The organism is Pseudomonas sp. BN606, from assembly GCF_029873115.1.
In the GTDB taxonomy this organism is placed as follows: Bacteria; Pseudomonadota; Gammaproteobacteria; order Pseudomonadales; family Pseudomonadaceae; genus Metapseudomonas.
In genome coordinates this window covers 27,809-52,790 of the sequence record NZ_SSOF01000053.1, presented here as the reverse complement: position 1 = coordinate 52,790, position 24,982 = coordinate 27,809, and the positions used below count along the sequence as shown (strand labels likewise).

General features: G+C 63.1%; 24 protein-coding genes. 9 read left to right on the top strand and 15 right to left on the bottom strand.

The genetic code is table 11. The features are described 5' to 3' along the window. The first annotated feature begins 56 nt into the window (after positions 1–56). Genes dapE through E8E75_RS08695 form a run of 3 tightly spaced genes read left to right on the top strand, consistent with a single transcriptional unit; the run spans position 57 to position 2,383 of the window. Positions 57–1,199 (top strand): succinyl-diaminopimelate desuccinylase, encoded by a 1,143-nt coding sequence (dapE, locus tag E8E75_RS08705; RefSeq protein WP_153920818.1) that lies wholly within the window; start codon positions 57–59, stop codon positions 1,197–1,199. Continuing rightward, positions 1,196–2,002, top strand: coding sequence for a putative RNA methyltransferase (locus E8E75_RS08700; protein WP_153920816.1), 807 nt, complete (start codon positions 1,196–1,198; stop codon positions 2,000–2,002). The genes dapE and E8E75_RS08700 overlap by 4 nt, the downstream gene beginning before the upstream one ends. A 9-nt stretch (positions 2,003–2,011) precedes the next feature. Further along, a complete protein-coding gene (locus tag E8E75_RS08695) occupies positions 2,012–2,383 on the top strand; it encodes a hypothetical protein (RefSeq protein ID WP_120654843.1) in 372 nt (123 codons plus the stop codon). A 73-nt stretch (positions 2,384–2,456) separates the two neighbouring features. Here E8E75_RS08695 and E8E75_RS08690 read toward each other — a convergent pair whose 3' ends face one another. From E8E75_RS08690 to E8E75_RS08670, 5 genes are all read right to left on the bottom strand, one after another. Next, a complete protein-coding gene (locus E8E75_RS08690; protein WP_016494409.1) occupies positions 2,457–2,666 on the bottom strand; it encodes a cold-shock protein in 210 nt (69 codons plus the stop codon). A 326-nt stretch (positions 2,667–2,992) separates the two neighbouring features. Continuing rightward, a complete protein-coding gene (locus tag E8E75_RS08685; RefSeq protein WP_120654842.1) occupies positions 2,993–3,988 on the bottom strand; it encodes a DUF4340 domain-containing protein in 996 nt (331 codons plus the stop codon). A gap of 10 nt (positions 3,989–3,998) precedes the next feature. Then, positions 3,999–5,834: a Gldg family protein gene (locus E8E75_RS08680; protein WP_120654841.1), complete on the bottom strand. Its 1,836-nt coding sequence runs from the start codon at positions 5,832–5,834 to the stop codon at positions 3,999–4,001. Positions 5,835–5,836: 2 nt separating this feature from the next. Next, entirely contained in the window at positions 5,837–6,571 is a 735-nt protein-coding gene (locus E8E75_RS08675) for an ABC transporter permease subunit (protein WP_120654840.1), read from the bottom strand. Continuing rightward, entirely contained in the window at positions 6,568–7,491 is a 924-nt protein-coding gene (locus tag E8E75_RS08670) for an ABC transporter ATP-binding protein (RefSeq protein ID WP_120654839.1), read from the bottom strand. Before E8E75_RS08670 ends, E8E75_RS08675 begins: the two co-directional genes overlap by 4 nt. A gap of 230 nt (positions 7,492–7,721) precedes the next feature. Here E8E75_RS08670 and plsB point away from each other — a divergent pair, with 230 nt between their 5' ends. The 5 genes from plsB to E8E75_RS08645 all read left to right on the top strand — a co-directional run bounded on the left by plsB (position 7,722) and on the right by E8E75_RS08645 (position 13,064). Beyond that, a complete protein-coding gene (plsB, locus tag E8E75_RS08665; protein WP_120654838.1) occupies positions 7,722–10,220 on the top strand; it encodes a glycerol-3-phosphate 1-O-acyltransferase PlsB in 2,499 nt (832 codons plus the stop codon). Between the two features lie 180 nt (positions 10,221–10,400). Continuing rightward, positions 10,401–10,667, top strand: coding sequence for a hypothetical protein (locus E8E75_RS08660; protein WP_120654837.1), 267 nt, complete (start codon positions 10,401–10,403; stop codon positions 10,665–10,667). After that, the gene (locus E8E75_RS08655) at positions 10,664–11,824 is read left to right on the top strand and encodes a hypothetical protein (protein ID WP_120654836.1); all 1,161 of its coding nucleotides are present in this window, start codon (positions 10,664–10,666) and stop codon (positions 11,822–11,824) included. The genes E8E75_RS08660 and E8E75_RS08655 overlap by 4 nt, the downstream gene beginning before the upstream one ends. Before the next feature lie 120 nt (positions 11,825–11,944). Beyond that, complete coding sequence (locus E8E75_RS08650) at positions 11,945–12,343, top strand: YbaY family lipoprotein (RefSeq protein WP_120654835.1); 399 nt, start codon at positions 11,945–11,947, stop codon at positions 12,341–12,343. A gap of 43 nt (positions 12,344–12,386) precedes the next feature. Further along, positions 12,387–13,064, top strand: a complete 678-nt coding sequence (locus E8E75_RS08645; RefSeq protein WP_120654834.1) for a DUF4197 domain-containing protein — start codon at positions 12,387–12,389, stop codon at positions 13,062–13,064. 318 nt (positions 13,065–13,382) lie between these two features. On the opposite strand, the gene E8E75_RS08640 is transcribed toward E8E75_RS08645, so the two are convergent. The 3 genes from E8E75_RS08640 to E8E75_RS08630 all read right to left on the bottom strand — a co-directional run bounded on the left by E8E75_RS08640 (position 13,383) and on the right by E8E75_RS08630 (position 18,913). Beyond that, positions 13,383–14,534, bottom strand: a complete 1,152-nt coding sequence (locus E8E75_RS08640) for an SRPBCC family protein (RefSeq protein ID WP_178123538.1) — start codon at positions 14,532–14,534, stop codon at positions 13,383–13,385. 152 nt (positions 14,535–14,686) lie between these two features. Next, on the bottom strand, positions 14,687–17,803 hold the full coding sequence (locus tag E8E75_RS08635; protein WP_280358537.1) for an efflux RND transporter permease subunit: 3,117 nt from the start codon (positions 17,801–17,803) through the stop codon (positions 14,687–14,689). Between the two features lie 6 nt (positions 17,804–17,809). After that, entirely contained in the window at positions 17,810–18,913 is a 1,104-nt protein-coding gene (locus tag E8E75_RS08630; RefSeq protein WP_153920812.1) for an efflux RND transporter periplasmic adaptor subunit, read from the bottom strand. A gap of 92 nt (positions 18,914–19,005) precedes the next feature. On the opposite strand from E8E75_RS08630, the gene E8E75_RS08625 reads away from it, so the two are divergent. Then, positions 19,006–19,641: a TetR/AcrR family transcriptional regulator gene (locus E8E75_RS08625; protein WP_120654830.1), complete on the top strand. Its 636-nt coding sequence runs from the start codon at positions 19,006–19,008 to the stop codon at positions 19,639–19,641. A gap of 54 nt (positions 19,642–19,695) precedes the next feature. Here E8E75_RS08625 and E8E75_RS08620 read toward each other — a convergent pair whose 3' ends face one another. The 7 genes from E8E75_RS08620 to adk form a co-directional block, all read right to left on the bottom strand. Further along, complete coding sequence (locus E8E75_RS08620; RefSeq protein WP_153920810.1) at positions 19,696–20,469, bottom strand: class I SAM-dependent methyltransferase; 774 nt, start codon at positions 20,467–20,469, stop codon at positions 19,696–19,698. A 69-nt stretch (positions 20,470–20,538) separates the two neighbouring features. After that, positions 20,539–21,207, bottom strand: a complete 669-nt coding sequence (locus tag E8E75_RS08615; protein WP_256661053.1) for an extensin family protein — start codon at positions 21,205–21,207, stop codon at positions 20,539–20,541. A gap of 28 nt (positions 21,208–21,235) precedes the next feature. Continuing rightward, the gene (locus tag E8E75_RS08610) at positions 21,236–22,063 is read right to left on the bottom strand and encodes an isocitrate lyase/phosphoenolpyruvate mutase family protein (protein ID WP_153920808.1); all 828 of its coding nucleotides are present in this window, start codon (positions 22,061–22,063) and stop codon (positions 21,236–21,238) included. Between the two features lie 105 nt (positions 22,064–22,168). Continuing rightward, positions 22,169–23,023: a DUF72 domain-containing protein gene (locus E8E75_RS08605; protein ID WP_153920806.1), complete on the bottom strand. Its 855-nt coding sequence runs from the start codon at positions 23,021–23,023 to the stop codon at positions 22,169–22,171. After that, positions 23,023–23,367 (bottom strand): hypothetical protein, encoded by a 345-nt coding sequence (locus E8E75_RS08600; protein WP_120654826.1) that lies wholly within the window; start codon positions 23,365–23,367, stop codon positions 23,023–23,025. The genes E8E75_RS08605 and E8E75_RS08600 overlap by 1 nt, the downstream gene beginning before the upstream one ends. Before the next feature lie 104 nt (positions 23,368–23,471). Next, on the bottom strand, positions 23,472–24,152 hold the full coding sequence (gene tsaB / locus E8E75_RS08595; RefSeq protein ID WP_120654825.1) for a tRNA (adenosine(37)-N6)-threonylcarbamoyltransferase complex dimerization subunit type 1 TsaB: 681 nt from the start codon (positions 24,150–24,152) through the stop codon (positions 23,472–23,474). An 84-nt stretch (positions 24,153–24,236) separates the two neighbouring features. Continuing rightward, the gene (adk, locus tag E8E75_RS08590) at positions 24,237–24,884 is read right to left on the bottom strand and encodes an adenylate kinase (RefSeq protein ID WP_120654824.1); all 648 of its coding nucleotides are present in this window, start codon (positions 24,882–24,884) and stop codon (positions 24,237–24,239) included. Between the last annotated feature and the right edge of the window lie 98 nt (positions 24,885–24,982).

Below are 24,982 nucleotides of genomic sequence, written 5' to 3'. Positions count from 1 at the left end.
TTAAGATATCGGCCTTTTCATCCCTTGCGTTGCCGCGCTGCCCTCCGGAGCCCTTCATGTCGTCCCTGTCCCCCACCCTCGAACTCGCCTGCGACCTCATTCGTCGTCCCTCGGTCACCCCGGTCGACGAAGGCTGCCAGGACTTGATGATGCGTCGGTTGGAGGCCGTAGGCTTCCGCATCGAGCGCATGCGCATCGAGGATGTGGAAAACTTCTGGGCCATCCGTGGCGGCGATGGCCCGGTGCTCTGCTTCGCCGGCCATACCGACGTGGTCCCCACCGGCCCCGTGCAAGCCTGGCAGCACCAGCCGTTCGATGCCCTGATCGACGCGCAGGGCATGCTCTGCGGTCGTGGCGCGGCGGACATGAAAGGTAGCCTCGCGGCCATGGTGATCGCGGTCGAACGCTTCGTCGCCGAACACCCGCAGCACAAGGGCGCTATCGCCTTCCTCATCACCAGCGACGAAGAAGGCCCGGCCCATCACGGCACCAAGGCCGTAGTCGAGCGCCTGGCCGCTCGTGGCGAGCGCCTGGACTGGTGCATCGTCGGCGAACCGTCGAGCACCTCGCTGGTGGGTGACGTGGTGAAGAACGGCCGTCGCGGCTCCCTGGGCGGCAAGCTGACCGTGCGCGGCGTCCAGGGACACGTGGCCTACCCGCACCTGGCGAAGAACCCCATTCATTTGGCAGCTCCCGCCCTGGCCGAACTCGCCGCCGAGCACTGGGATGACGGCAACGCCTTCTTCCCGCCGACCAGCTTCCAGGTCTCCAATCTCAACTCCGGCACAGGCGCCACCAACGTGATCCCGGGCGATCTGGTAGCAGTATTCAACTTCCGCTTCTCCACCGAATCCACGGTGGAAGGCCTGCAGCGCCGCGTCGAGGCGGTTCTCGACAAGCATGGCCTGGACTACCACTTGGAGTGGTCGCTGTCCGGCCTGCCCTTCCTGACTCAGCCGGGTGAACTGCTGGACGCAGTTTCCGCGAGCATCAAGGCCATCACCGGCCGCGACACTACGCCGTCCACCAGTGGCGGCACCTCCGATGGCCGCTTCATCGCCACCATGGGTACTCAAGTCGTCGAGCTCGGTCCGGTGAATGCCACCATCCACCAGGTGAACGAGCGGGTGCTGGCCAGCGATCTCGATCTGCTGACCGACATCTACCAGCAGACCCTGGTCCGACTGCTAGCACAATGACGCTCATCTGCCCCCTCTGCCAGGGCGCGCTGAGCGCCCGCGACCAGGGCCTGGCGTGCCCGGCGAACCACAGCTTCGACCGCGCCCGCCAGGGCTACTACAACCTGCTGCCAGTGCAACACAAGAACAGCCGCGATCCGGGCGACAACGCCACCATGGTCGAGGCACGCCGACGCTTCCTCGATGGCGGCCACTATGCACCGCTCGCCAGCCGATTGGCCGCCCTGGCCGCCGAACGGGATCCGGAGCGCTGGCTGGATATCGGTTGTGGCGAGGGCTATTACACCAGCCAACTGGCGATGGCCCTTCCCGCCACCGACGGCTATGCCCTGGACATCTCCCGCGAGGCGGTCAAACGCGCCTGTCGCCGCGCACCGCAGCTGCACTGGCTGGTGGCGAGCATGGCGCGCGTGCCCCTGGCCGATGCCAGTTGCCAGTTGCTCGCCAGCGTCTTCAGCCCGCTGGACTGGCAGGAAGCGCTGCGCCTGCTTTCTCCAGGTGGTGGCCTGCTGCGAATGGGGCCAACTCGTGAGCACCTGCTGGAGTTGCGCGAGAAGCTCTATGACGAAGTGCGCGACTACGACGACCAGAAGCACCTGGCGCAGATCCCTGCTGGCATGCGCCTGGCCCACAGCGAAAACCTGACCTATCGCCTGCAACTGGACGAAGCAGACGCCCGCGCCGACCTGCTGGCGATGACCCCCCACGGCTGGCGCGCCAATGCCGAGCGCCGTGAGGCAGTAGTGTCGGCACCATTCGAGGTCACGGTTTCAATCCGCTACGATTGGATCGAACGAATCTAGGGAGTCCCCATGCGCCAACCCGATATCGAGATCTACCTCAAGGACGCCGACCAGGACGCCGTCACCGTCTGGCTCAACGAGGCGCTGGGCTCATGCACGCCCTGGCAGCAGAAGGGGCAGACCTTCAAATGCCTGGCAGGGAACATTCCCGTGACCTGGCTACCGAAGGCCGTGGGCAAGTGGAACAGCCTCTACCTGGAAAGCGACACAACGCCTTGGGAGGACGATCTGGGTTGTGCCCGCGCGGCCTTCGCGGCTCTCGGAGTGGAAATCCGCTGCGCGCCAGGTGGTTGGCAGGAAGTACAGGGCGAGGAGGATGCCGACCGCTGGATCAAGGTTAATGCGGAAGGCGAGCAGGAGATCATCTGGCGCACCGAATGAATTTTCGGCCGCCCGGTGCAGGATTCGCAGAAAACAAAAGGCCCGTCACTGACGGGCCTTTTGTTTTTGAGTCTCAGACCTTGGCGACGTCTTCCGCCTGCAGGCCTTTCTGACCCTGGATCACGGAAAACTCTACCTTCTGGCCTTCCAGCAGAGAGCGGTGGCCCTCGCCGCGGATAGCGCGGTAGTGAACGAATACATCAGGACCGCTTTCGCGCTGAATGAAACCATAGCCCTTGGCGTCATTGAACCACTTGACGGTTCCGACCTCACGATCAGCCATTACTGCTCTCTCCAACTCACAATTTTGTTGTTTACCCCCTTTGGTGGGGGTTTCGACGGTACGACAAAGACGTTCTTCTTGTTATATCCGACCCCGGCCGAATCAAGCTTGGAGCGGCTACTTCGAATGGCGTTCTTTTTTTGACCGCGACCGGAGTATACGACAAGAGTTCGCGCTGAAAAGCACTTTTTTATGACAGTGCAGAATGGCCGTGCCACGCGGGCTGGGCGCCCTTTTTTGGCTCTTTGGAAGTACAAAATGGGGCATAAGGATAGGCGGAAATGAACTGGCTATTGTCCGATTTACCGCCCCCTCAACAACTTGCACTACTTGGCCGCAAGTACATCCTCGAGCTTCTTGGCCAATGCCTGATATTGGAATGGTTCCAGCCGATAGGCCCAATCCAGTTTGCCCGGCACTTGCTCATCGACAAGTTTCTTCTTGTCCTTCAGAACCATCCAGGCCTGCTCGCCCTGACTGAAGACCTCGCCGCGAAGCTCTCCACCATCGAAGGTGGAAAGACTGAACTGAAGCATCGGCTTGCCCTTGAACTGCACTTGCGCCAAGGGCGCGTTGTCGGCGAACTCGAGGCCAGCGAACAGCGTCGCCATGCCATTGGCCGCAGCATCAAAGGCCAGCCTGCGCCCCTTGGGCAGTTGCTTGAGCTTGAGGTTGGGTTCTTCGGCCGTATCGCGATAGACAGTCAGGCGGTTGCCACTCGGATAGGTGATTTCCACCTGCCTCACGCTGGCGAACGGAATGCCGGCCACCCGACGATCCAGCCAGCCGAGTTCGTTCGCAGGCAACGTGATGGCCTGGTCGATCAGCCAGACCTGATTGTCGCCGTAGAGACGCACCAACTGACCGTTGCCCTGTTGCGCCGGTTTTCCCACGAGAAGCTCCAACGGGGGCTCGCCACCGCGCTCCAGCTTGATCCTCGTTCCCTGTTCCTCGGCGCTTCCCTTGTCAGCGAGGCCGACTCGGCCATGCAACTCCGGATTGGCAGTCTTGGCCTCCACCTTGCGCGCATCTGCCAGCGCCCGCAGCAGAGTCGCCACGGGCAGTCCGGCCGCTGGGTAGTCGGCCTTGGCCGGTAGTACCCAGAGGCCATCCTTGCGCGCCAGTCGCAGATCCGGCTGCCCAGGTATTTGCACGTCAAGGGCGGACACGCTCGCCAGCCTGCCTTGCAGCGCAGGTAACAGCAGCTCGCGTGTGACACCGGTCGGCTGCGGTTGGGGCCGCGAGCTGTCGTGTTGAATGACATAGGCGGTGCCAAGACCGGCGGCCAGCAACGCAAGAACGATCAGACCTTTGTGTCCCATTGTGTCTCCCTCAGGCCTTGCGCTGGCGGCGCCAGAACCACAGCACCAGCACACCTAGGGTCAGCACCAGCGGCACCAGGGCGATGTTGATGAATTTCAGGGTGCGCCCCAGGTCTTCGATGCTGGCGTTGAGCTGGAAGCGCACATCGCGAAGTTCCTTGCGAATGCGCAGCTTTTCCTGGACGAACTGTTGCAGCGCCGCCTGCTGTTCCGGAGTCAGTTCCAGGGCCTTGGCAGGGTCCTGGTTCTGCTGCAGCGAGGCCAGCTTCTGCTCAGTGTCCGCCAGGCGCTGCTGGAGTTCCTGCTCCTGCTCGCGGAACTTGACCTCGGCATCGCGCTGGAGCTTCTCCACTACGTCAAACGGGCGGCTGTAGCGGCCGCGGGAACGTACGCTGATCAGTGCATCGGAGCCGGCCAGGTTGTCCAGCGCGTTGATGGCGAAGCCCGAGTTGTCGGCCCAGGGTTGCGGTACGCGCTGGCCAAAGAAGTCCTGCACCTGCACCCACATACGGTCGCTGAGGATGTCAGTGTCGGCGACGGCGATCACGTTGATGTTCTCGGCGGACTTCAGGCCGTCCTTGCGACCTTCGATACCCTCAGGGAAAGCCGATTCTGCCGGCCCACTGATCCGCGCGGCCACGGTGTAGCGCTGGCCGGTCGGCTTGAGCTCACGAATCAATTCTTCGGGATCCGCGAGCATTCCGAAGCGTTGCACGTCGAAGGGCATGGAGTACTCGGAACTCTGGATCAGCGGCACAAAATGGGTCTTGGCGCCATCCAGCGGTTTGAGGATGCCAGCGGTGGCCACGGTGATGTTCTCCAGGCCGGCGGTACTGACATCGTTCTGATCAAGGCTATGCCTTGGCAGGTTGAGCCAGGCGGCATGGCGCGCCGGCGGCTTGTCCTGGCCCACGCTGACGGACATCGCATTGGCACCGTCCCCCAGCACCTTGCCCGGCACCATCTGCAGTCCCCAGGCCTTGAACAGCGCGTCCAGGTCAGACGACTTGTCCCCGCCCGGCTCACCCGGCATTTCCATGCCGCTGTCCGCTTCGCTCCAAGGGTCCACGAAGGCCAGCAGCTTGCCTCCACGCAGGACGAACTGGTCGATGGCGTATTGGGTCTGCTGTGGCAGGTTCTTCGGATGCACCAGCAGTAATACAGAGACCTTCTCGGGAATCTGGTCGATATCACTCTTCAGGCTCTCGATCTGGAACAGTTGGCGAACTTCCTCCATCACCATCCAGGGCTGGGTCGGCTGACGGGTCATCATGTCGAAGCCGCCATTGAGCTTCAGACCGGAGAGAATCCCCACCACCGGGCGCTCCGGCTTGGCCAGGCTTTGCACCAGGCGGCTGACCTCGTATTCGAGGAACTCCTCCTGGTCCAGCGGGAAGAACGGAATGATCTGGGTGTCATCCACTCCGTTTGTGCCTGCCAGGCCGAAATAGATCTGGTCGCCCCCCTGTTGCAACGGCACGGCCTGAAGGCCGAACTCGGCGGCCTTGTCCTCGTCCTCGGAGAAGGGCTCGGGATCGATGACGTGCAACTTGATCTTGCCGTCGGCGGCGCGCTCGTAGGCTTTCAGCATCTCCTCTACGCGGCGGGCGTAGTTGCGCAGCACGACCAGGTCCTTGGCGGACTTGTCGGAGTAGAAAAAGTACAGGTTGATCGGCTCGTCGATCTCGCCAAGGATCTGCTTCGTACCGTCAGAAATGGTGTAGAGCTTCTGCTCGGTGAGATCGACCCGCGCGTTGGTCAGGGTCAGGCCGGCGAGCATGTTGAAGGCAAGGAAAGCCAGGGCGATGAGCAGCAGTCCGGCGCCGGAATACATCATTCTTTTCATGTTCAGTCGGCCTTCTTCAGATCGACCACCACAGCGGTGGCAGCCAGCCAGGCCGCGATCAGGGTGACGAAGTAGAGCAGGTCACGCAGATCGATCACGCCCTTGCTGATGGCATCGAAACGGGTCAGGAAACTCAGCGAAGCCACGGCATCCAGCAGCCACTGCGGTGCCCAGGCGCTGAAGGCGTCCAGCACCAGCGGGAAGCCGCTGACGATGAACAGGAAGCAGACGCTGACGGCGAGAATGAAGGCGATCACCTGGTTCTTCGCCAGCGCCGACATGCACGAACCAATGGCGAGGAAGGCACCGGCAAGCAGCCAGCTACCGATGTAGCCGGTGATGATGGCGCCATTGTCCGGTTCGCCCAGGTAGTTGACCGTGATCACCATCGGGAAGGTCAGCAGCAGCGCCAGTCCAGAGAAGGCCCAGGCCGCGAGGAACTTGCCGGTGACCGCCTCGAAGCGGGTGATCGGCAGGGTCATCAGCAGCTCGATGGAGCCGGACTTGCGCTCCTCGGCCCAGAGTCGCATGGCGATGGCGGGAACGAGGAACAGGTACAGCCACGGATGGAAGTTGAAGAACGGCGCAAGGCTCGCCTGGCCACTTTCGTAGAAACCGCCCAGATAGAAGGTGAAGACCCCGGAGAGCACGAGGAAGATCACGATGAACACATAGGCCAGCGGCGTTGCGAAGTAGCTCGCCAGCTCGCGTTTGAAAATCACCGGCAACTGCCTCATGCCGCTTCTCCTCGGGTCAGTCGGCGGAATACTTCGTCGAGACGACCGCGCTCCACGTCCAGCTCCTTCACTTTCCAACCCCGCTGGTGAATCAGTTGGTTCACCTGCGGGAAGATCACTTCGCCCGGCTTGGCCAGGATGGTCAGGCCGCCCTGTATGGCGTTCTCCTCGATGCCAGCGACACCCGGAAGCACCGCCAGCGCCAGCATGTCCAGAGGCTCCTCGGCCACGAGGGTAACGGCCTGGTGATAACGCGAGCGGCTCTCCAGCTCGAACGGCGTGCCGTCAGCCACCACCTTGCCGGAGGCGATCACCAGCGCACGGGTGCAGACTGCGGCGACCTCTTCGAGGATGTGGGTAGAGATGATCACGATCTTGTCCCGAGCCAGGCTCTGGATCAGTTGACGCACCTGGTGCTTCTGGTTCGGATCGAGGCCATCGGTGGGCTCGTCGAGGATCAGCGCGCGCGGGTCGTGGAGGATCGCCTGGGCCAGGCCGACACGACGTTTGTAGCCCTTGGAGAGCGTTTCGATGGATTGGCCGAGGACGTTGTCCAGCTCTACCTGTCCTACGGCGCGAGCCACGCGGGACTTCTTCTCGACACCACGGAAGCCACGTACTTCGGCAATGAACTCGAGAAAGCCACGCACCGTCATATCGCCATAGCAGGGAGCGCCTTCCGGCAGGTAGCCGATTTCCCGCTGGGCCTTCAGGGTCTGGGTCTGGATATCGAAGCCAAAGATGCTGGCGCTACCGGCAGTAGGAGCAAGGAAGCCGGTAAGCATCTTCATGGTGGTGGACTTGCCTGCGCCATTGGGGCCAAGGAACCCCAGCACCTCCCCAGGTGCGACGCTGAAGGACAGGTTATCCACGGCAGTATGCTGCGCGAAGCGCTTAGTCAGATTTGTTATCTCGATCATGGCCTTTAGTCCCGTAGGGAGCAGCCCCTGGCCATGCTGGCCACCGGGGCCTTGCAAAACGCCGGCGGACTATAAGGAGTGATCCGCCGGCATTGCAAGACAGCCATTTGCGCGAAAAGTTGCAGGATTATTCGGGCTAAATCGACGGCCCGCGCCTTTTTGCGACCCGGCGGCGAATACGGCAAACTAGCCGCCCCGAGCAATTGCTCGTTTCACAGCATTACCCCGCCATGACCCGCTCCCCCTTCCGCCGCCTTGCCTTTGGTGCCCTGCGCCGCCTGCTCTACCTGTGGGTACGTTCGGAAACCATCAACCAATCGGCCTTCACCCTGAAGCTCGACCGCAGCAAGCCGGTGTTCTACGTCCTGCAACAACCGTCGGCCAGCGATCTGGCGGTGGTGGATCGGGAATGCACCAAGGCCGGCCTGCCGCGCCCGGTACTGCCTGTGGGGGTGGGCGACCTGATGGAGCCGGCAGCGTTCTTCTACCTGTCGCCAGAGCCTGGCTGGCTCGGCGGCCAGGACAAACGCGCCGCCTCCCCTACGCTGGTGCGGGTACTGGGCGCGATCGAGCGACAGGCTGTGGAAGACGCGCAGATCATCCCGGTGACGGTGTTCTGGGGCCAGTCGCCCGACCGTGAAACTAGCCCTTGGAAACTGCTGTTCGCCGATAGCTGGGCGGTGACCGGTCGCCTGCGCAAGCTGGTCAGCATCCTCATTCTCGGGCGCAAGACCCGCGTGCAGTTCTCCGCACCGATCCACCTGCGCGAGCTGGTGGAGCAGGACAAGGGCCCGGAGCGCACGCTGCGCATGGTCAACCGCATCCTGCGGGTGCACTTCCGCAACCAGAAGACCGCTGTCATCGGTCCCGACCTATCCCACCGCCGCAATCTGGTCAAGGGCCTGGTGCGCGGCCCGCTTGTGCGCCAGGCCATCGCCGAAGAGGCTGAGCGCGAGAAGATCAGCCTGGCCATTGCCGAAGCCCAGGCGCTCAAGTACGGCAACGAGATCGCTTCGGACTTCGCCTATACCGCCATCCGCTTCCTTGAAGTGGTGCTGTCCTGGTTCTGGAACAAGCTGTACGAGGGCATCAAGGTCAACCACATCGAGCAGGTGCAGGAGATCGTGCATGGTCACGAAGTCATCTATGTGCCCTGCCACCGCAGCCATATCGACTACCTGCTGCTGTCCTACCTGCTGTTCCGCAATGGCCTGACGCCACCGCACATCGCCGCCGGCATCAACCTCAACATGCCGGTCATCGGCGGCCTGCTGCGCCGTGGCGGCGCATTCTTCATGCGTCGTACGTTCAAGGGCAACCCGCTGTACACCGCAGTATTCAACGAGTACCTGCACACCCTCTTCAGCCGCGGTTTCCCGGTGGAGTACTTCGTCGAGGGCGGGCGCTCGCGCACCGGGCGCATGCTGCATCCGAAAACCGGCATGCTCGCCATCACCCTGCGCAGCTTCCTGCGCTCCTCGCGCCTGCCCATCGTTTTCGTGCCGGTCTACATCGGCTACGAGCGCGTACTGGAAGGCCGTACCTACCTGGGCGAACTGCGCGGCGCGAGCAAGAAGAAGGAATCCATCTTCGACATCTTCAAGGTCATCAGCGCCCTCAAGCTGCGTTTCGGCTCTGTGGCGGTGAATTTTGGCGAGCCGATCAAGCTGGCTGAATTCCTCGACCAGCAGCAACCGGACTGGCGTGCTCAGGAACTGGGCCCGCAGTTCCGCCCGGCATGGCTCAACGACACCACCAACCAGCTCGCCGTGCGCATCGCCCGCCACCTCAACGACGCGGCGGCGATCAATCCAGTCAACCTGGTGGCCCTGGCGTTGCTTTCCACTAGCCGCCTGGCTCTGGATGAGCGTGCCCTCACCCGTGTGCTCGACCTTTACCTGGCGCTGCTTCGAGCCGTTCCCTATTCACCCCATGCGACTTTGCCGGAAGGCGACGGCCAGGCGCTGATCCAGTACGTGCAGAGCATGAACCTGCTGGCCGAGCAGAAAGACGCGTTGGGCAAGATCCTCTATCTGGACGAGCAGAACGCCGTCCTCATGACCTACTACCGCAACAACGTCCTCCACGTTTTCGCCTTGCCGGCATTGCTCGCGTGCTTCTTCCAGAGCAGTGCGCGCATGAGCCGCGAGCAGATCCTGCGCTATACCCGCGCGCTCTATCCCTATCTGCAAGCCGAACTGTTCATCCGCTGGGACGCGGGCGAACTGGAAAGCGTGGTGGACCAATGGCTGGCCGCCTTCGTCGAGCAGGACCTGCTCAAGGTGGAAGGCGACATCTACGTGCGTCCGGCACCAAGCTCGCGGCAATTCGTCCTGCTGACCCTGCTGGCCCGCGCCATAGTCCAGACCTTGCAGCGTTTCTACATGGCCATCGCCCTGCTGCTGAACGCTGGGCAGAACCAGTTGAGCGCCGAAGAACTGGAAGACCTCTGCACCGTAATGGCCCAGCGCCTGTCGATCCTCCATGGCCTGAACGCCCCGGAGTTCTTCGACAAGAGTCTGTTCCGCAACTTCATCCAGACCCTGCTGGACCAGCGCGTGCTACGCCGGGACGAGGCCGGCAAGCTGGGTTACCACGAGTTGCTCGGCGAACTGGCCGAGGGTGCCGCCAAGCGTGTGCTACCCGCGGAGATTCGACTGTCCATCCGCCAGGTGGCATTCGATCGCCAGGCCGAGCCGGAGCCGGAAGTCCCGGCAGAAGCCGGCTGACCACGTATCTGCCAGGCCTCCGGGCCTGGCATGCTCCTGCAATTCTCGCTTTAGACCGTTCCTACAAGACATCCAGACAGCTTCCGGCAGGCGTGGCCGGGGCCACTTCGTACCATTCGGCGCTGCGCCGCCTCGGTCAATCGAGCGCGCTACCAGCCCTGAACACGGAAGGCCCGCCCCATGATGCTTAGAACCATCACTGTCGAGGACGGCACTGGAGAGGTGGTCAACGCTGCCGTCCTTTGCAGCTTCGCCATTCCCCTGATCGACAGAAACATCCTCGTCTACACCCTCAACGAAGAAGGCAATCACGGCACCGCCAAGGTGTACGTGACGAGTGCAGTTCCCCAGGAGAACGGATTCCGCCTGGCCAATCTGGAGTCCGAACAGGAGTGGCAGTACACCCTGGAGGTGCTCAGACAGATCACCAAGGGGAATCAATCGTGAGCAAGACCGACAAAATTCAGTTCCACTTCGTCCATTTCGACGGCGAGATTACTGGCGAAGACCGGCAACCTCCGACAACCCGTGAACACCGCAGCCTCGCCATCAACCGCTCCTCGATAGACAAGCTTATTGCCACTCGCCAGAGCGCCAACACCGGCGATACGCTGCCATCCACCCGCCCACCGCTGGCAGATCAGGGCACCGAGGAAGTCGCACCTCCCCAATCCTTCGACAGCCGCTTCCTGAGTGTGGATTTCAGCCTGCCACCATCAGCCGAAGCCGTGATTGCAGCGGAGCCACTGCCCGAATCCGAGGAAAGACGCGCAGAGTCGCAGGAAGCACAAGTTGTCGATCAGGACGCCAACCAGGAAGCGATGGTGCCGCTGGCTATTTCCCAACCGGAGCCGGAGTCCTGGGATAAACCTGGCACCGAAGCAGAGGGGAATATCGAGGCCGAAGACCTGCGGAGCTTCAGAGTCGAACTCGCGACACAAGTCCCGTGCGAGCAACCCGATGCAGCAACGTCGGAGCAGCCGGAGGTTGGACCAATACCCCAATCCACGGTGTCGGTGTCCGTTGGCGGCGAGGCCGACAATCTCCTGGGCGATGTGCAGAACACACTCGACTCCCTCGCGGATATGGCAAAGGGTCTCACCCAGCAGAAGCTGGACGCACTGAAGCATCAGGAGAGCCTGGAGCAACGCAAGGCCCAACTGCAGGACAAGGAACGCCTCCTCGCCGACAAGGAAGAGCAATTGCGCCTGCTTGAAGTGCGCCTGACTCGCGAAGTCGGCAATCTGGAGCGCAGCGCCGAAGACAATGCACGGGCCCTGGCCGAGCGCAGTGCCGCTCTCAAATCCCTGGCCGAGAACGTGGAGGCGCGGGACCGCAGCACTGCCAGGCTCGCCGAAACCCTGCGCCACGAAAAGCAGCGCAATGACGAGTTGACCGAAGCCCTGCAGCGCCGCAGCGATGCCCTGGACGAACGCGAAGCCGCGCTCGGTCGAAAGGAGGACGAACTGGCCGAGAACCTCAAACAGCTGATCGCCGCCAAGGATCGTTTCCGGGCACTGGTCAAGTCTTTCAACGAAACCGTGCAGTTCAACGACACCCTCAACGCCATCTCCAATACCGCGCTGGACGACAGCGCGCACTGACCCTACATCGCCCCCGATCGGGGGCGATTTCTTTTCGGGCGCCTTGACCCGACGCCATGGTTCAACGCACTTCGACTTCTATAGTGGGTGCTATCGACACCACATGGTCCCGAGGTCCCAATGAAATCACTGCCCCTGATCATCGCCAGCGGCCTGCTCGCCGCCTGTGCTGGCCAGCCCGCCGACCAGAAGAGCCATCTGGCAGGTGAAGTCTTTTACCTGCAACGCATCGCGCTGCCTCCCGCCGCCACCCTCAGTGTCAGCCTGCAGGACGTATCCATGGCCGATGCCCCTGCGGTGGAACTGGCTCGCCAGCAGGGGCCGGTCCAGGGCCAGATACCCCTCGCGTTCCGCCTCGACTACGACTCTGCCAAGATCCAGCCCAACCACCACTACGCAGTGAGTGCGCGAATCGAACTGGACGGCAGGCTGATGTTCATCAGCACCGAGCAGCACTCGGTTAAACTCGACGGCTCCGACCCGCAACCACTGCGCATCAAGGTCGATCCGGTCCGCTGATCATCGAGACGGACCGCCCCCAAATAGCCACAAGGATGCAGCCATGATCCGCTTCGCCACCCTCTGCGCAGGCCTCGCCCTGTCCGCCAGCGCCTTTGCCCTGTCCATTGCCGATCTCAGCCAGTCGGATGCCAGCGGGGGCCTGAAGGATGCATTGACCCAAGGTGCCAAGGTCGCCGTCCAGCAACTTGGCAAGCCGGGCGGCTTCGCCAACAACCCGGACGTCCGCATCGAACTACCGGGCAACCTCGGCAAGGCCGCCAAGACCATGAAGATGATGGGCATGGGCGCCCAGGTGGAACAGCTTGAAGACACCATGAACAAGGCCGCCGAGGCCGCGGTGCCGCAAGCCCAGTCGTTGCTGGTGGACGCGGTGAAGAAGATGACCGTGCAGGACGCCAAGGGCATCCTCAGCGGCCCGGACGACGCCGCCACCCAGTACCTGAACAAGTCCAGCCGCGACCAGCTCCGCGCCAAGTTCCTGCCCATCGTCAAGCAGGCCACCGACAAGGTGGGGCTCGCCCAGCAATACAACAGCTTCGCCGGCCAGGCCGCGAGCTTCGGCGTGGTGGATGCCAAGAGTGCCAATATCGAAAGCTACGTGACCGAAGAAGCCCTGGACGGCCTGTTCAAGATGATCGCCGAGCAGGAAGCCAGCATCCGCCAGAACCCGGCGGGCGCAGCCACCAGCCTGGCGAAGAAGGTGTTCGGGGCGCTTTGAGCGTTCTCCGTCGCGAAGAGCCCGGCTTGATGCCGGGCTTTTTTGTGAGTGACCGGACAGATACGGGCAATGCGGTTCGTGCCGGATGAGCATTCCGGTGTGAGGGCTTGGGAACTTGTTGTTCAGCTCCTTACCGAGTTGGTTCGGGCTTTCGTTTCGCCTTGCCGGGCGACTCTCTTTTCCAATCGCCGGATGGCCAGCTCCGTGAAAAGGAAGCAAAAAACTTGCTCCTACATCCGGCTCCAGCCGCGCCGGAGCCCCCGTCCCCCCCTAGGTTGCCAAATTTCAGGCCAGCGCTGTCCGGCGATGCGGAACCAATCATAAAACCTCCACCCGCTCCTCCGCCAACGCCTCATCCAGCCCCTGATGGAACCATCTCAGCGCCTGTTCGAACCGGCCATGCCAGAGCCGGTCGCTCGCGCCGGCCTGGATTCCCGCCTGCACTCGTGCGGCCATGGCGAAGTCTTCCTCCAATGCCGAATAGAGAATGGCGTTGTTCTTCTCGAAATAGCGCTGTGCCTTTTCCGTTGCCGGAGTCTCCGGCAGCAGGGTATGGCCCAGCACGCGGGTCGCGAGGGGACCGTCGGGGAATACGGTGGAAAAGTCGATGTGGTCCGGCTCCACCAGCACCAGCGTGTTGGGCCAGAGGAAGTACAACAGGTTGCCATGGCGCCGCAGGTCCCAATCCCGCTCGGGCTGGTCGAGGATCTCCCGCAGGTTGCGCTTCACGTAGTAGTTGCGGATATGCCGGCCGAAACGCTCGAACAGTCCCAGGTTGGGCCAGAACAGGTGATCGATGGTGGCCTGGTGGGCGCGGGAGACGTGGTAGTTCTCGAGGAAGGTGTCGATGGTCAGTTTCCAGTTCACCGGCCGGCGAATGTCCTGGGGGTCGAAGAGCACGTGCCCTTCCAAGGCAAAACTGTCGAAATCGGCCAGGATCTGTTCGCCGAAGAAGGCATCCATGTCCAGCGCAGGCCCCGGTGAGTGCCGGGCCCAAATGGCGCCAAAGCGCTCGGCCACCGGGACTTCGGTGAGATTCAGGCAGGTACGGTCGATGCCCTCGAAGCCGTAGCCATGGGGGATACCCCGCAGCTGGCCATCGGGGTTGTAGGACCAGGCGTGATAAGGACAGACGAAGACGCGGTTGCGCCCGGCCACATCGCCCACCAGCTGGGTACCTCGGTGCTTGCAGACATTGAGGAAGGCCCGCAACCTGCCCTGTTCGTCGCGGGTCAGCAGCAGCGGCGCCAACAGATCACGGGTAATGAAGTGGCCCGCGGGAATCTCCACGGAGCGAGCCACCAGCAACGGCTCGCGCCGAAGGACCTCGTCTCGCTCGCGGCGGTAGCGTTGCTCGTCCAGGTACAGGTCCACGGGTAGTGATGAGGGCGTCTCGACGCATTCGGAGACGCCCCGTTCCACCAGGGCCAGGGTCCGTTTGAGCAAGTCCACCTGGGTCGCGTGCTGCATGGGCACCTCGTCTTGTTGTGATGGGCGGAGACAGGCCCGGCCAGTCTCTGCCCACAGGCGATCAACGCCAAGAGCTCGGGAAGAAGTGGCCTGATGATTGGCAGGATCGACCGGGACGCCCATGAAAAAGGCCCCCGGAGGGGCCTTTGTCGTCAATGGCTGGGCTGGGTGTATGGCACCGGTACCGCCCGGACCTGTTCCGCTTCAGCCGGTTTGACCCGGAACCAAGCCGCGTAGAGAGCAGGCAGGAACAGTAGCGTCAGGGCCGTGGCAACGATCAGGCCACCCATGATGGCAACGGCCATCGGCCCGAAGAATACGCTGCGCGACAACGGGATCATCGCCAGCACCGCCGCCAGTGCGGTGAGCACGATGGGCCGGAAGCGCCGCACCGTGGCTTCGATGATGGCGTGCCAGCGATCCAGTCCGAGGGCGATGTCCTGCTCGATCTGGTCAACCAGGATCACCGAGTTGCGCATGATCATCCCCGCCAGAGCGATAGTGCCGAGCATGGCGACGAAGCCGAACGGCTGGCGGAACACCAACAGGAACAGGGTCACACCGATCAGCCCCAGAGGCGCGGTTAGGAACACCATGGCCGAGCGCGAGAAGCTCTTCAGCTGCAACATCAGCAGCGTCAGCACGACCACGATGAACAGCGGCATGCCAGCATTCACTGACTTCTGCCCGCGAGCGGAGTCTTCCACCGTGCCGCCCACTTCCAGCAGGTAACCGTCCGGCAGCTCTGCGCGGATCGGATCCAGCGTTGGCGAGATATCCTTGACCAGCCCCGCCGGCAGCGACTTGTCGTAGATATCGGCACGCACGGTAACGGTCGGCAGGCGATTGCGGTGCCAGATGATGCCTTCCTCGAAACCGTATTCCAGGGTGGCAATCTGCGACAACGGCACGCTGTGGCCGCTGTCGGTGGGCACCGCCAGGCTCGGCAACAGGGCCAGCTCCTGGCGCTCGCGCACCGTGCCGCGCAGGAGTATCTCGATCAGCTCGTTGTCCTCGCGGTACTGGCTCACCGGCGCGCCGGTCAGTGAACTCTGCAGGAAGCGCGATAGATCGGCGGTACTCACACCCATGGCACGCGCGCGGTCCTGTTCGATATTCAGGCGCACCACCTTGCTGGGCTCTTCCCAGTCCAGATGCACGTTGACGACATGGGGGTTCTCACGAACCTTGTCGGCAACCTTGCGGGCCAGGGCACGGACTTCGTCGATGTGCTCACCGGAAACGCGGAACTGCACCGGGTAACCCACCGGCGGGCCGTTCTCCAGACGCGAGATACGGCTGCGCAGAGTGGGGAACTCGTCGTTCAACACCTGGATCAACCAACTGCGAATTTCTTCGCGCGATTCGATGGATTTGGCCAGCACGACGAACTGGGCGAAGCTCGCCGCCGGCAATTGTTGATCCAGCGGCAGATAGAAACGTGGCGAACCGGTGCCGACATAGGCCACATAGTTGTCCACACCCGGATGCTCGCGGAGCAGCTGCTCCAGGCGCTTCACCTCGACCTCGGTATTGGCCAGGGACGAACCCTCGCCCAGCTTGAGGTCGACCATCAGCTCCAGGCGTCCGGAGGATGGGAAGAACTGCTGGGGCACGAAACGGAACAGGGCAATGGAAGCGACGAACGCCGCCAGGGTCAGCAGGATCACCGTCTTGCGCCGCCGCACGCACCACTCCACCACGCGACGGACGCGCTGGTAGAAGGGCGTGCCGTATGGGTCGTGGCCCTTGTCGCTGCCGCCGTGCTTCTTCGCATGCAGCTTGGCAAGGTCCGGCAGCAGTCGGTCGCCCAGGTAGGGCACGAACATCACCGCGGCGATCCAGGACACCACCAGGGCGATGGTCACCACCTGGAAGATCGAGCGGGTGTATTCGCCCGTACCCGACTGCGCGGTGGCGATGGGCAGGAAGCCGGCGGCGGTGATCAGAGTGCCGGTGAGCATGGGGAATGCGGTGCTGCTCCAGGCATAGCTCGCTGCCTTCAGGCGGTCGTAGCCCTGCTCCATCTTGATGGCCATCATCTCCACCGCAATGATCGCGTCGTCCACCAACAGGCCAAGCGCGAGCACCAGGGCGCCAAGGGAAATCTTGTGCAGGCCGATGCCGAGGTAGTACATCGTGGCGAAGGTCATTGCCAACACCAGCGGAATGGACAGCGCCACCACCAGGCCCGTACGCAGGCCCAGGGAGAAGAAGCTCACCAGCAACACGATGATCAGCGCTTCGGTGAGCACGCGGACGAACTCCCCTACTCCGGTCTTCACCGCTGCCGGCTGGTCCGACACCTTGCGCAGCTGCATGCCGGCCGGCAGATTCTGCTGCAGGCGGGCGAACTCGGTTTCCAGCGCCTGGCCGAGCACCAGGATGTCGCCTCCGGCCTTCATGGACACAGCCAGACCAATGGCGTCCTCGCCCATGAAGCGCATGCGCGGTGCCGGCGGGTCATTGAAGCCACGGCGAACTTCTGCGACATCGCCGATGCGGAAGGTGCGGTCGCCCACGCGGATAGGGAAATCGCGGATTTCCTTCACCGAATCGAAGCGGCCGGAAACCCTCAGCTGCACACGGTCGCTTGGGGTTTCGAAGAAGCCGGCTGCCGCCACCGCGTTCTGCTCTTCCAGGGCTTGCTGCACGGCAGCGAGCGGAAGTCCCAGGGTTGCCAGTTTCACGTTGGACAGTTCGATCCAGATCTTCTCGTCCTGCAGGCCGAGCAGCTCCACCTTGCCCACATCCTTGACTCGCTGCAGCTGCAGCTGGATGCGGTCGGCATAGTCCTTGAGCACTGCGTAGTCGAAGCCTTCGCCGGTCAGCGCATAGATATTGCCGAAGGTGGTACCGAACTCGTCGTTGAAGAACGGCCCCTGGATTCCCGGCGGCAAGGTGTGGCGAATGTCGCTGATCTTCTTGCGGACCTGGTACCAGAGCTCGGGAATCTCATTGGAATGCATGGAATCGCGAGCGATGAAGGTCACCTGCGACTCGCCGGGGCGGGAGAAGGAGATGATCTTGTCGTACTCGCCGGTCTCCATCAGCTTCTTCTCGATGCGTTCGGTGACCTGGCGGGACACTTCCTCGGCGCTGGCGCCCGGCCAGTTCGTACGCACCACCATGGCCTTGAAGGTGAAGGGCGGATCTTCGCTCTGCCCCAGCTTGGTGTAGGAAATGGCCCCAACGATGCCCAGCAGCAGCATGATGTAGAGGACGATCTGGCGATTCTGCAGCGCCCAGGCGGATAGGTTGAAGTTCACGACGCCTTACTCCTTGGCCAGCATCTTCACCGAACGGTTCGCACGGTCCACCGGCCGCACCTGCTGGCCTTCGCGCAGCACCTGCACGCCAGCGGCCACCACCCAGTCATCAGGCTGGAGACCTTCGAGCACTGGTACGCGATCCTCGCCATAGGGGCCGACGCGCACTTGGCGGCGCTTCAGCGTGGAGTCTTTCGGGTCGACGACCCAGACGTAAGGCTGGCCTGCCTCGGCGGTTAGCGCCGAGAGCGGTACGGAGAGCGGCACGGAGCCATTGCTGCGGATGAACACGCGGGCGCTTTGTCCCAGTTCGGCGGGTGCCTTGCCATCGTTGAAGGCGACACGCGCGGCGAACGTGCGCGACTGTGAATCTGCTGCTGGCGCCAGTTCACGGATTCGCGCCGGGAATCGCTGGTCGGGAAGCGACCAGAGTTCCACCGCCACATCCTGACCCACCTTGAAGCGATCGATTGCATGTTCCGGCAGGCTGATCACCACTTCGCGCTCACCATCGGCAGCCAGGGTGAAGACGGTCTGCCCGGCGGCCACCACCTGTCCTACTTCAGCTCGTCGGCTGGCGATCACACCGTCCTGGGACGCGCGCAGAACGGTATAGGCAGCCTGGTTGCTGGCGACGTTATGTTCGGCCTTGATCTGCTTCACCCGCGCCTCGCCGGCCCGGTACTGGTTCTCCACGTTGTCGTACTGGGAACGGCTGATCATCTGGCGGTCCAGCAAGGTGCGGTAGCGATCCCGCTCGGCCCGCACCAGCTTGAGGTTCGCGTCAGCCGCGGCCACCTGAGCCCGGCTGGCTTCCAGTTGAAGACGCACGTCCTCCGGGTCCAGCTCGGCCAGGGCCTGATCCTTCTTCACCCGCTGGCCCACTTCCACCAGGCGCTTGGCGATCTTGCCGCCGATACGGAAGGCCAGATCCGGCTCGTAACGCGAGCGCACCTCGCCCGGGAAGGTATCCACCGCATCGGCAGCAGGCTCGGGTTGCACCACCATGGCCGGTCGCACCACCTGTTGCACGGGCTCCCCATTACCGCAGGCCGTGATCAAAAGGGAGAGGGAAATGGGCAAAGCGAGGGGCAAGGCATGGCGAAACATGATGAATGACCTTTCGCGAAGAGCAGCTGGAATATTTATACTGCTGGGTATAGTAAAAATAGCAAACTCACCAGTCCAGTATTTATAAAGAAATGTCAGACAATTCATTTCCGACAAGCGGCCCAGGCCGCCCGAAAGATCCCGCGAAGAGAAAGGCAATTCTCGAAGCCGCGAAGAATCTTTTCCTACAGAACGGCTACGACGGCAGCAGCATGGACGCCATCGCCGCCGAGGCCGGCGTGTCCAAGCTGACCGTGTACAGCCACTTCACCGACAAGGAGACGCTGTTCTCTGCCGCGGTTAAGGCGAAATGCGAGGAGCAGCTGCCAGAGCTGCTGTTCGAGCTGCCGGCGGACGCCAGCATCGAGCATGTGCTGCTGAACATCGGCCGCAGCTTCCACCAGCTGATCAACAGCCGGGAATCCCTGGAGCTGCACCGGGTGATGGTGGCCATGGCCAACCAGGATCAGAAGCTGTCGCGCATGTTCTACGAGGCGGGACCGCTGCAGATCCTGCAGGAAATGACCGGGCTGCTGGAGCACGCCAACCAGGCCGGCAAGCTACGCATTGACCACCCGCAGAACGCTGCCGAGCATTTCTTCTGCCTGATCAAGGGCGGGCACAACTTCCGCATGCTGATTGGCTGCGCGACAGCCCTGGAAGGGGAAGAAGCCGAAGAGCATGTAAAGGAAGTGGTCGAGCTGTTCATCAGGGCGTATGCGCCCTGATTTCCGGGGTGCGGTGGTCCAGCGTGATGCTTGCGCTGGAGCCAACGCTGTAGCTCAGGCCCCGAGCTTCTTCTTCGGATAGATGTCGTAGCGGCTGGACTTGCCTTCCAGCGCATAACCCGGCTTTGCGCCTTCGATGATCGGCGCCTTGCGCGGGCGCTTCACCACGACCCGGTGACTGGCCAGGGCCAGGGCGGCCTCCAGCAGGGCCGGCGCGTCCTGGTCGTCCCCGACCAGGGGACGGAACAGGCGCATTTCCTTCTTCACCAGGGCGCTCTTGTCGCGGTGCGGAAACATCGGGTCAAGGTAGATGACCTGGGGGGCCTCACCCTGCCAATTGCGCATCAGCTCGATGGCATTGCCATGCAGCAGGCGCATGCGTGCAGCGATGGCCGACGTTTCCAGGTCATGACCGGCGCGAGCCAGGCCATCTTCCAGCAAGGCGGCGATCAACGGCTGACGCTCGATCAGGGTCATGTCGCAACCCAGCGTCGCCAGGACGAAGGCATCGCGACCAAGCCCGGCCGTGGCATCCAGCACCGTTGGGCGCACGCCCGGCTGCACGCCGACAGCCTTGGCAATCATCTGCCCGCTGCCACCACCGAACTTGCGCCGGTGAGCAGCGGCGCCCTCGACGAAATCCACCCGCACCGGCCCAGGTGAGTCCGGCCCGAGCTGTAGCAGTTGCAGACCCTCGCCGCCCAGTTGCAGGGCGAACTCCGCCTCACCTTCGCGCGTCAGGCCCAGGCGCGCAGCCCAAACATCCAGCGCTTCGGTAAAAGCCGGCTCGAGGGCCTCGGCCCTCACCCTGACAGAATCTTCACTCATGGACGCAATCGCCTGACCGGTAAAAACCCGCGCATTCTGCCAGACCGGTGACGCAGTTTCGCGCCCGTCTCAGCGACACATGCGGAATCGCCCCATGTCCAGATGGAAGTGGTCGCGATGAGCCGCGTTGTAATCCGGGCCGAGGGTCACTTTGAAGTGTTTACAGGCTGCTTCCCGCACCTCACGAAGGAATCGGGCATTGTCTCCCTCCCCAGCCCAATCCCTGGCCACCGAAATATGGCGACCGTCGGCCAGTCGGAAGCCAGCGATATCCAGCGCGTTGGCCGACGCATGCTGGCTCCGACGCTGGCTGCTTTCGATGTTGCGGCAGGCGAAGCTTCCCAGGTGGTCGATGCGCGTCACTCGCTGGCCGAATACCTGCTGAGCAGCGGGCTGTAGGCCATGGCGCTCGAATAGGGCGAAGGCTACCGCAAGTTCGCACGTGGCGATGAAGCTGCTGCTGAAGGTCAGATCGGATGCGCTGATACGCACGCTATTGGAGAGAGGACAACCGGCGATCGGGGCACTATCGGGCAATGCCGCATACCGCAGTGGAGAACTGGCCAGGGCCTGTCGGCAAAGTTCGGGATGGCCCTGCATGCGAGAGACCTTGAAGCGGGTCATCAGGTTGGGCGCTTCCCGCACATCCAGCGGCGCCCAGGGATTCCAGCGCGGCGGCAACTCCAGACGCCACCCCTGCCCCACAGGCGGCGCCAGCAGAACAGTCAGCGCCGCGATACCGAGCAGGATTCGACGCAAGTCAGGCTCAGGGCTTGAACAGGTCGTTCAGGCGGTCGAAGGGCATCGCATGGGACATGGATGCCAAGTCGCCCCGGCGCAGTGCTTCGGCAGCCTGGTAGAAGGCACCAAGAGCCACGCGCGCCAGGTTCGAACCAACGCTGACGCGCTTGACCCCAAGCTCGGCCAGTTCATCCAGGCTCAGCTTGAAACTGGCCGATCCCACCAGCACATTCACTGGCCGCGGTGCCACGGCAAGCACCGCCTCGTGAATCTGTTCTCGAGTGCTCAGGCCAGGCGCATAGAGCACGTCGGCACCGGCTTCAGCATAAGCCACCAAGCGGCGCAGGGTATCGTCCAGGTCGGGACGGCCATGAAGGTAATTCTCCGCCCGGGCCGCCAGGGTGAACGGAAAACCAAGGCCGCGAGCGGCCACAACTGCGGCACGGATACGTTCCACGGCCAGGTCCATGGGGTAGATGGGGGCTTCCGGACGCCCACTGGCGTCTTCGATGGAACCGCCAACCAATCCAACGGAAGCGGCGGCACGAATAGTCGCCGCACAGTCCTCGGGATGATCGCCGTAACCATTCTCCAGGTCCGCCGCCACCGGCAACGATGTGGCTTCCACGATTTCGCGAGCATTGGCCAGGGCCTCGTCGCGGCTGACATTGCCTTCGGCATCCCTTCGGCCCAAGGCGAACGCCAGGCCGGCACTGGTAGTGGCCAGTGCATGGAACCCCAGGTGGGCGAGCATCTTCGCCGAGCCGGCGTCCCAGGGATTGGGCAGAACGAGAACGCCAGGGCCTCGATGCAGACTGGCGAAGGCTTCACCGCGTTGGGCTTGTGTGGACATGGCAGGCTCCGCAATCCGTGGGGAAGAGTTCGATAGCCTAGCCCAAGGCGAAGCAGGTCATTTCGTGATCCCGCGAACTGTGGATGCGCGCACCCCCGCTAACTCTCAGAGCAGGCCCAGTTGTTGCGCAGACGGCTCCGGAATCACCAGCTCCGGCAATTCAGGCAAGCGCTCGCACAGGCTGGCATGAAAGCGCAGGGCCTGGGCCGCGGCCAGATGGTTATCCGGGGTGTGCAGAAAGACGTTCGGCGTAAGGCCTTGCTCGATCCAGTCGGCGACCTTGTTCAGCCAGGGCTCGAGGAATGGCTGGTTGGCGTCCAGGTCCGGCCCACCGATGAAGCGCACCTGCGGACTGCCACTGAAGGCCGTGGGCCGCACCGGCACACGTGGCTTCTTCGACTGAGCATGAAGCACCGCCGGGTCCTGAGAACGAACGCTGAACAACGCCCGTGAATCCAGGCAGATTCGCTCCACGCCACGCTCATGCAGCAGGCGGTTGAGCAGCCGCTCATCGCCCCCCTTGTCGAAGAAGGCCGGGCTTCGCACTTCCACCGCGATGGGCTGATGCTGGAACTCGTCCAGCCAGCAAGCCAGTTCGCCCAGGCGGCTCGGGCCGAAGGCCGCCGGCAGCTGCAGCCAGAGCGGCGCCAGGCGTTGGCCAAGGGGAGCCAGGAGCTTGAGGAAGTCCGACGTGGCGGCGAACTGGTCACGCAGATCGCCTTCGTGGCTGATATCGCGGGGCACCTTTGCACAGAATCGAAACCGCTCCGGCATCGTATTCGCCCAACGCTGCAAGGTGTCAGCGGAGGGACGGGCATAGAAGGTGGTATTGCCTTCCACCGCGTTGAACACCTGAACGTAGTGGCCAAGGGTATCGGCAGGACGTAGGTCGGCGGGATAGAAGCTACCGCGCCAGGCCGGCTCGTTCCAGGACGGGCAGCCCAGATGGTAAGGCAGCATCAGGCGTAGAGATCGAGACCGAGGACTTCGGGGGCGTCGTACTCGGCGGTCATGCGGGCGGTGGTGCTGTAGCTGGCAATGGCCTGGGCGGCGCGGTTGCTCATGTTGCGCTGCTGCTGGATCAGATCCTGCGGACGCACCGGCAGGCTGTCGCCGGAGCCATTGCTGGCCTGCACGCGGCGGGGCTGGGGAGCCTGTTCGTAACCCTGGGTCGAGGACGGGGTGCCCGGCTGCTCGCGGCGAGCTTCTTCTTCACGCTGGATCTCGCGAAAAGGCGTGACCGCGCTGCCCTGGCGGGGGCTGCGTTCCAGCGGAAAGGAAGAGGTGAAGCCGTCGATGCGCATCGATTACTGCTCGGCAGTGCTGGCGTTTCGAAATGATTGCGGGTGGACTCTAGCCGCCCGGCCACGGCTTGGCAATCCGCGGCGCAGGGCTCATTGACGCAATTCTACTGCGGCGCCTTGGGCGTGGCGACGTTGTCGCGCAGGTAGACCGGCTGAGCCTGATCGGCGGGCACAGCCTCGCCTCGCGCCCAGGCGAAACGGGCCAGGCTCAGCAGGTCTTCGGCGTGGGGCAGCAGGTTCGGCGACTGACCACTGATCGCAACCGGAATCCGCGCGGCGAAAGTACCCCAGCCAGTACCGGCACCGTACCAGTCACCGCTGGCATCACGCGGCAGCAGCGCTTGCTCGGGCGGCAAAACGGCTTCCAACCCAGCCAGGCGCATTTCACCGGCGTCCAGGCGGTAGCAGCCCCAGTAGACCTCATCCATCCGAGCGTCGATGGCGGCGGCCACCTGATCGACACCCTGCTCGCGGTGGGCGCGCTGGGCCAGCACGGCCAGGTCCGACACCGGCAGCACCGGACGATCCAAGGCAAAGGCCAACCCCTGGACGACACCAATGGCGATACGCACACCGGTGAAAGCCCCGGGGCCACGACCGAAGGCGATGGCATCCAGCGCCGACAGCGGCACGCCGGCCTCGCCCAGCAGGGCCTGGATCATCGGCAGCAGGCGCTGGGCGTGCAGACGCGGGATCACCTCGTAGTGGCTAAGCACCTTGCCGTCATGCAGCAGGGCGACGGAGCAGGCTTCGGTGGCGGTATCCAGGGCCAGCAGAGTGGTCATCGATCAGTCCAGACGCAGAAAAAGGCGCGCATTATAAACGCCAACGGCCCGCAAGCGGGCCGTTGGTCAGATACGGGCAGCGTCTCAGCTGAGCGCGGCCAGCACCTTGGAGGTGATCTCTTCCACCGAGCCTACGCCGGCAATGGCGCTGTACTTCGGGGTGCCTTCAGCAGCAGAGAGCTTCTGGTAGAAATCCACCAGCGGTTTGGTCTGCGAGTGGTACACGGCGAGACGCTTGCGCACGGTCTCTTCCTTGTCGTCCTCGCGCTGAATCAGATCTTCACCGGTTTCGTCGTCCTTGCCGGCAACCTTCGGCGGGTTGTGCTCGGTGTGGTAGACGCGGCCGGAAGCCGGGTGTACGCGACGGCCAGCGATACGGCCGACGATTTCCTCGTCGTCCACGGCGATCTCGACCACGTGATCGATGCTCACGCCGGCTTGCTTCATGGCTTCAGCCTGAGGAATGGTGCGCGGGAAGCCATCGAAGAGGAAGCCGTTGTCGCAGTCGGGCTGGGCGATGCGTTCCTTGACCAGGTTGATGATCAGGTCGTCGGAAACCAGGCCACCGGCATCCATCACGCTCTTGGCCTGCAGGCCGAGCTCGGTACCGGCCTTGACGGCTGCGCGCAGCATGTCGCCGGTGGAAATTTGCGGAATGCCGAACTTCTTGGTGATGAAACCGGCTTGAGTACCTTTGCCGGCACCAGGGGCCCCCAGCAGAATCACGCGCATCGATGTGCTCCTCAAAGATTTTGTTTTCAGATCGGTCGGATTTGCCTCATGGGGCCAATCTCAGAATAGGGTTTCGGCGTCGCTGTCGGGCCAAAAAG

Excerpts from the sequence above, each read along its gene's own strand:
- dapE (WP_153920818.1), top strand. The coding sequence starts at position 57 with ATGTCGTCCCTGTCCCCCACCCTCGAACTCGCCTGCGACCTCATTCGT.
- E8E75_RS08700 (WP_153920816.1), top strand. The coding sequence starts at position 1,196 with ATGACGCTCATCTGCCCCCTCTGCCAGGGCGCGCTGAGCGCCCGCGAC.
- E8E75_RS08695 (WP_120654843.1), top strand. The coding sequence starts at position 2,012 with ATGCGCCAACCCGATATCGAGATCTACCTCAAGGACGCCGACCAGGAC.
- E8E75_RS08690 (WP_016494409.1), bottom strand. The coding sequence starts at position 2,666 with ATGGCTGATCGTGAGGTCGGAACCGTCAAGTGGTTCAATGACGCCAAG.
- E8E75_RS08685 (WP_120654842.1), bottom strand. The coding sequence starts at position 3,988 with ATGGGACACAAAGGTCTGATCGTTCTTGCGTTGCTGGCCGCCGGTCTT.
- E8E75_RS08680 (WP_120654841.1), bottom strand. The coding sequence starts at position 5,834 with ATGAAAAGAATGATGTATTCCGGCGCCGGACTGCTGCTCATCGCCCTG.
- E8E75_RS08675 (WP_120654840.1), bottom strand. The coding sequence starts at position 6,571 with ATGAGGCAGTTGCCGGTGATTTTCAAACGCGAGCTGGCGAGCTACTTC.
- E8E75_RS08670 (WP_120654839.1), bottom strand. The coding sequence starts at position 7,491 with ATGATCGAGATAACAAATCTGACTAAGCGCTTCGCGCAGCATACTGCC.
- plsB (WP_120654838.1), top strand. The coding sequence starts at position 7,722 with ATGACCCGCTCCCCCTTCCGCCGCCTTGCCTTTGGTGCCCTGCGCCGC.
- E8E75_RS08660 (WP_120654837.1), top strand. The coding sequence starts at position 10,401 with ATGATGCTTAGAACCATCACTGTCGAGGACGGCACTGGAGAGGTGGTC.
- E8E75_RS08650 (WP_120654835.1), top strand. The coding sequence starts at position 11,945 with ATGAAATCACTGCCCCTGATCATCGCCAGCGGCCTGCTCGCCGCCTGT.
- E8E75_RS08645 (WP_120654834.1), top strand. The coding sequence starts at position 12,387 with ATGATCCGCTTCGCCACCCTCTGCGCAGGCCTCGCCCTGTCCGCCAGC.
- E8E75_RS08640 (WP_178123538.1), bottom strand. The coding sequence starts at position 14,534 with ATGCAGCACGCGACCCAGGTGGACTTGCTCAAACGGACCCTGGCCCTG.
- E8E75_RS08630 (WP_153920812.1), bottom strand. The coding sequence starts at position 18,913 with ATGTTTCGCCATGCCTTGCCCCTCGCTTTGCCCATTTCCCTCTCCCTT.
- E8E75_RS08625 (WP_120654830.1), top strand. The coding sequence starts at position 19,006 with ATGTCAGACAATTCATTTCCGACAAGCGGCCCAGGCCGCCCGAAAGAT.
- E8E75_RS08620 (WP_153920810.1), bottom strand. The coding sequence starts at position 20,469 with ATGAGTGAAGATTCTGTCAGGGTGAGGGCCGAGGCCCTCGAGCCGGCT.
- E8E75_RS08610 (WP_153920808.1), bottom strand. The coding sequence starts at position 22,063 with ATGTCCACACAAGCCCAACGCGGTGAAGCCTTCGCCAGTCTGCATCGA.
- E8E75_RS08605 (WP_153920806.1), bottom strand. The coding sequence starts at position 23,023 with ATGCTGCCTTACCATCTGGGCTGCCCGTCCTGGAACGAGCCGGCCTGG.
- E8E75_RS08600 (WP_120654826.1), bottom strand. The coding sequence starts at position 23,367 with ATGCGCATCGACGGCTTCACCTCTTCCTTTCCGCTGGAACGCAGCCCC.
- tsaB (WP_120654825.1), bottom strand. The coding sequence starts at position 24,152 with ATGACCACTCTGCTGGCCCTGGATACCGCCACCGAAGCCTGCTCCGTC.
- adk (WP_120654824.1), bottom strand. The coding sequence starts at position 24,884 with ATGCGCGTGATTCTGCTGGGGGCCCCTGGTGCCGGCAAAGGTACTCAA.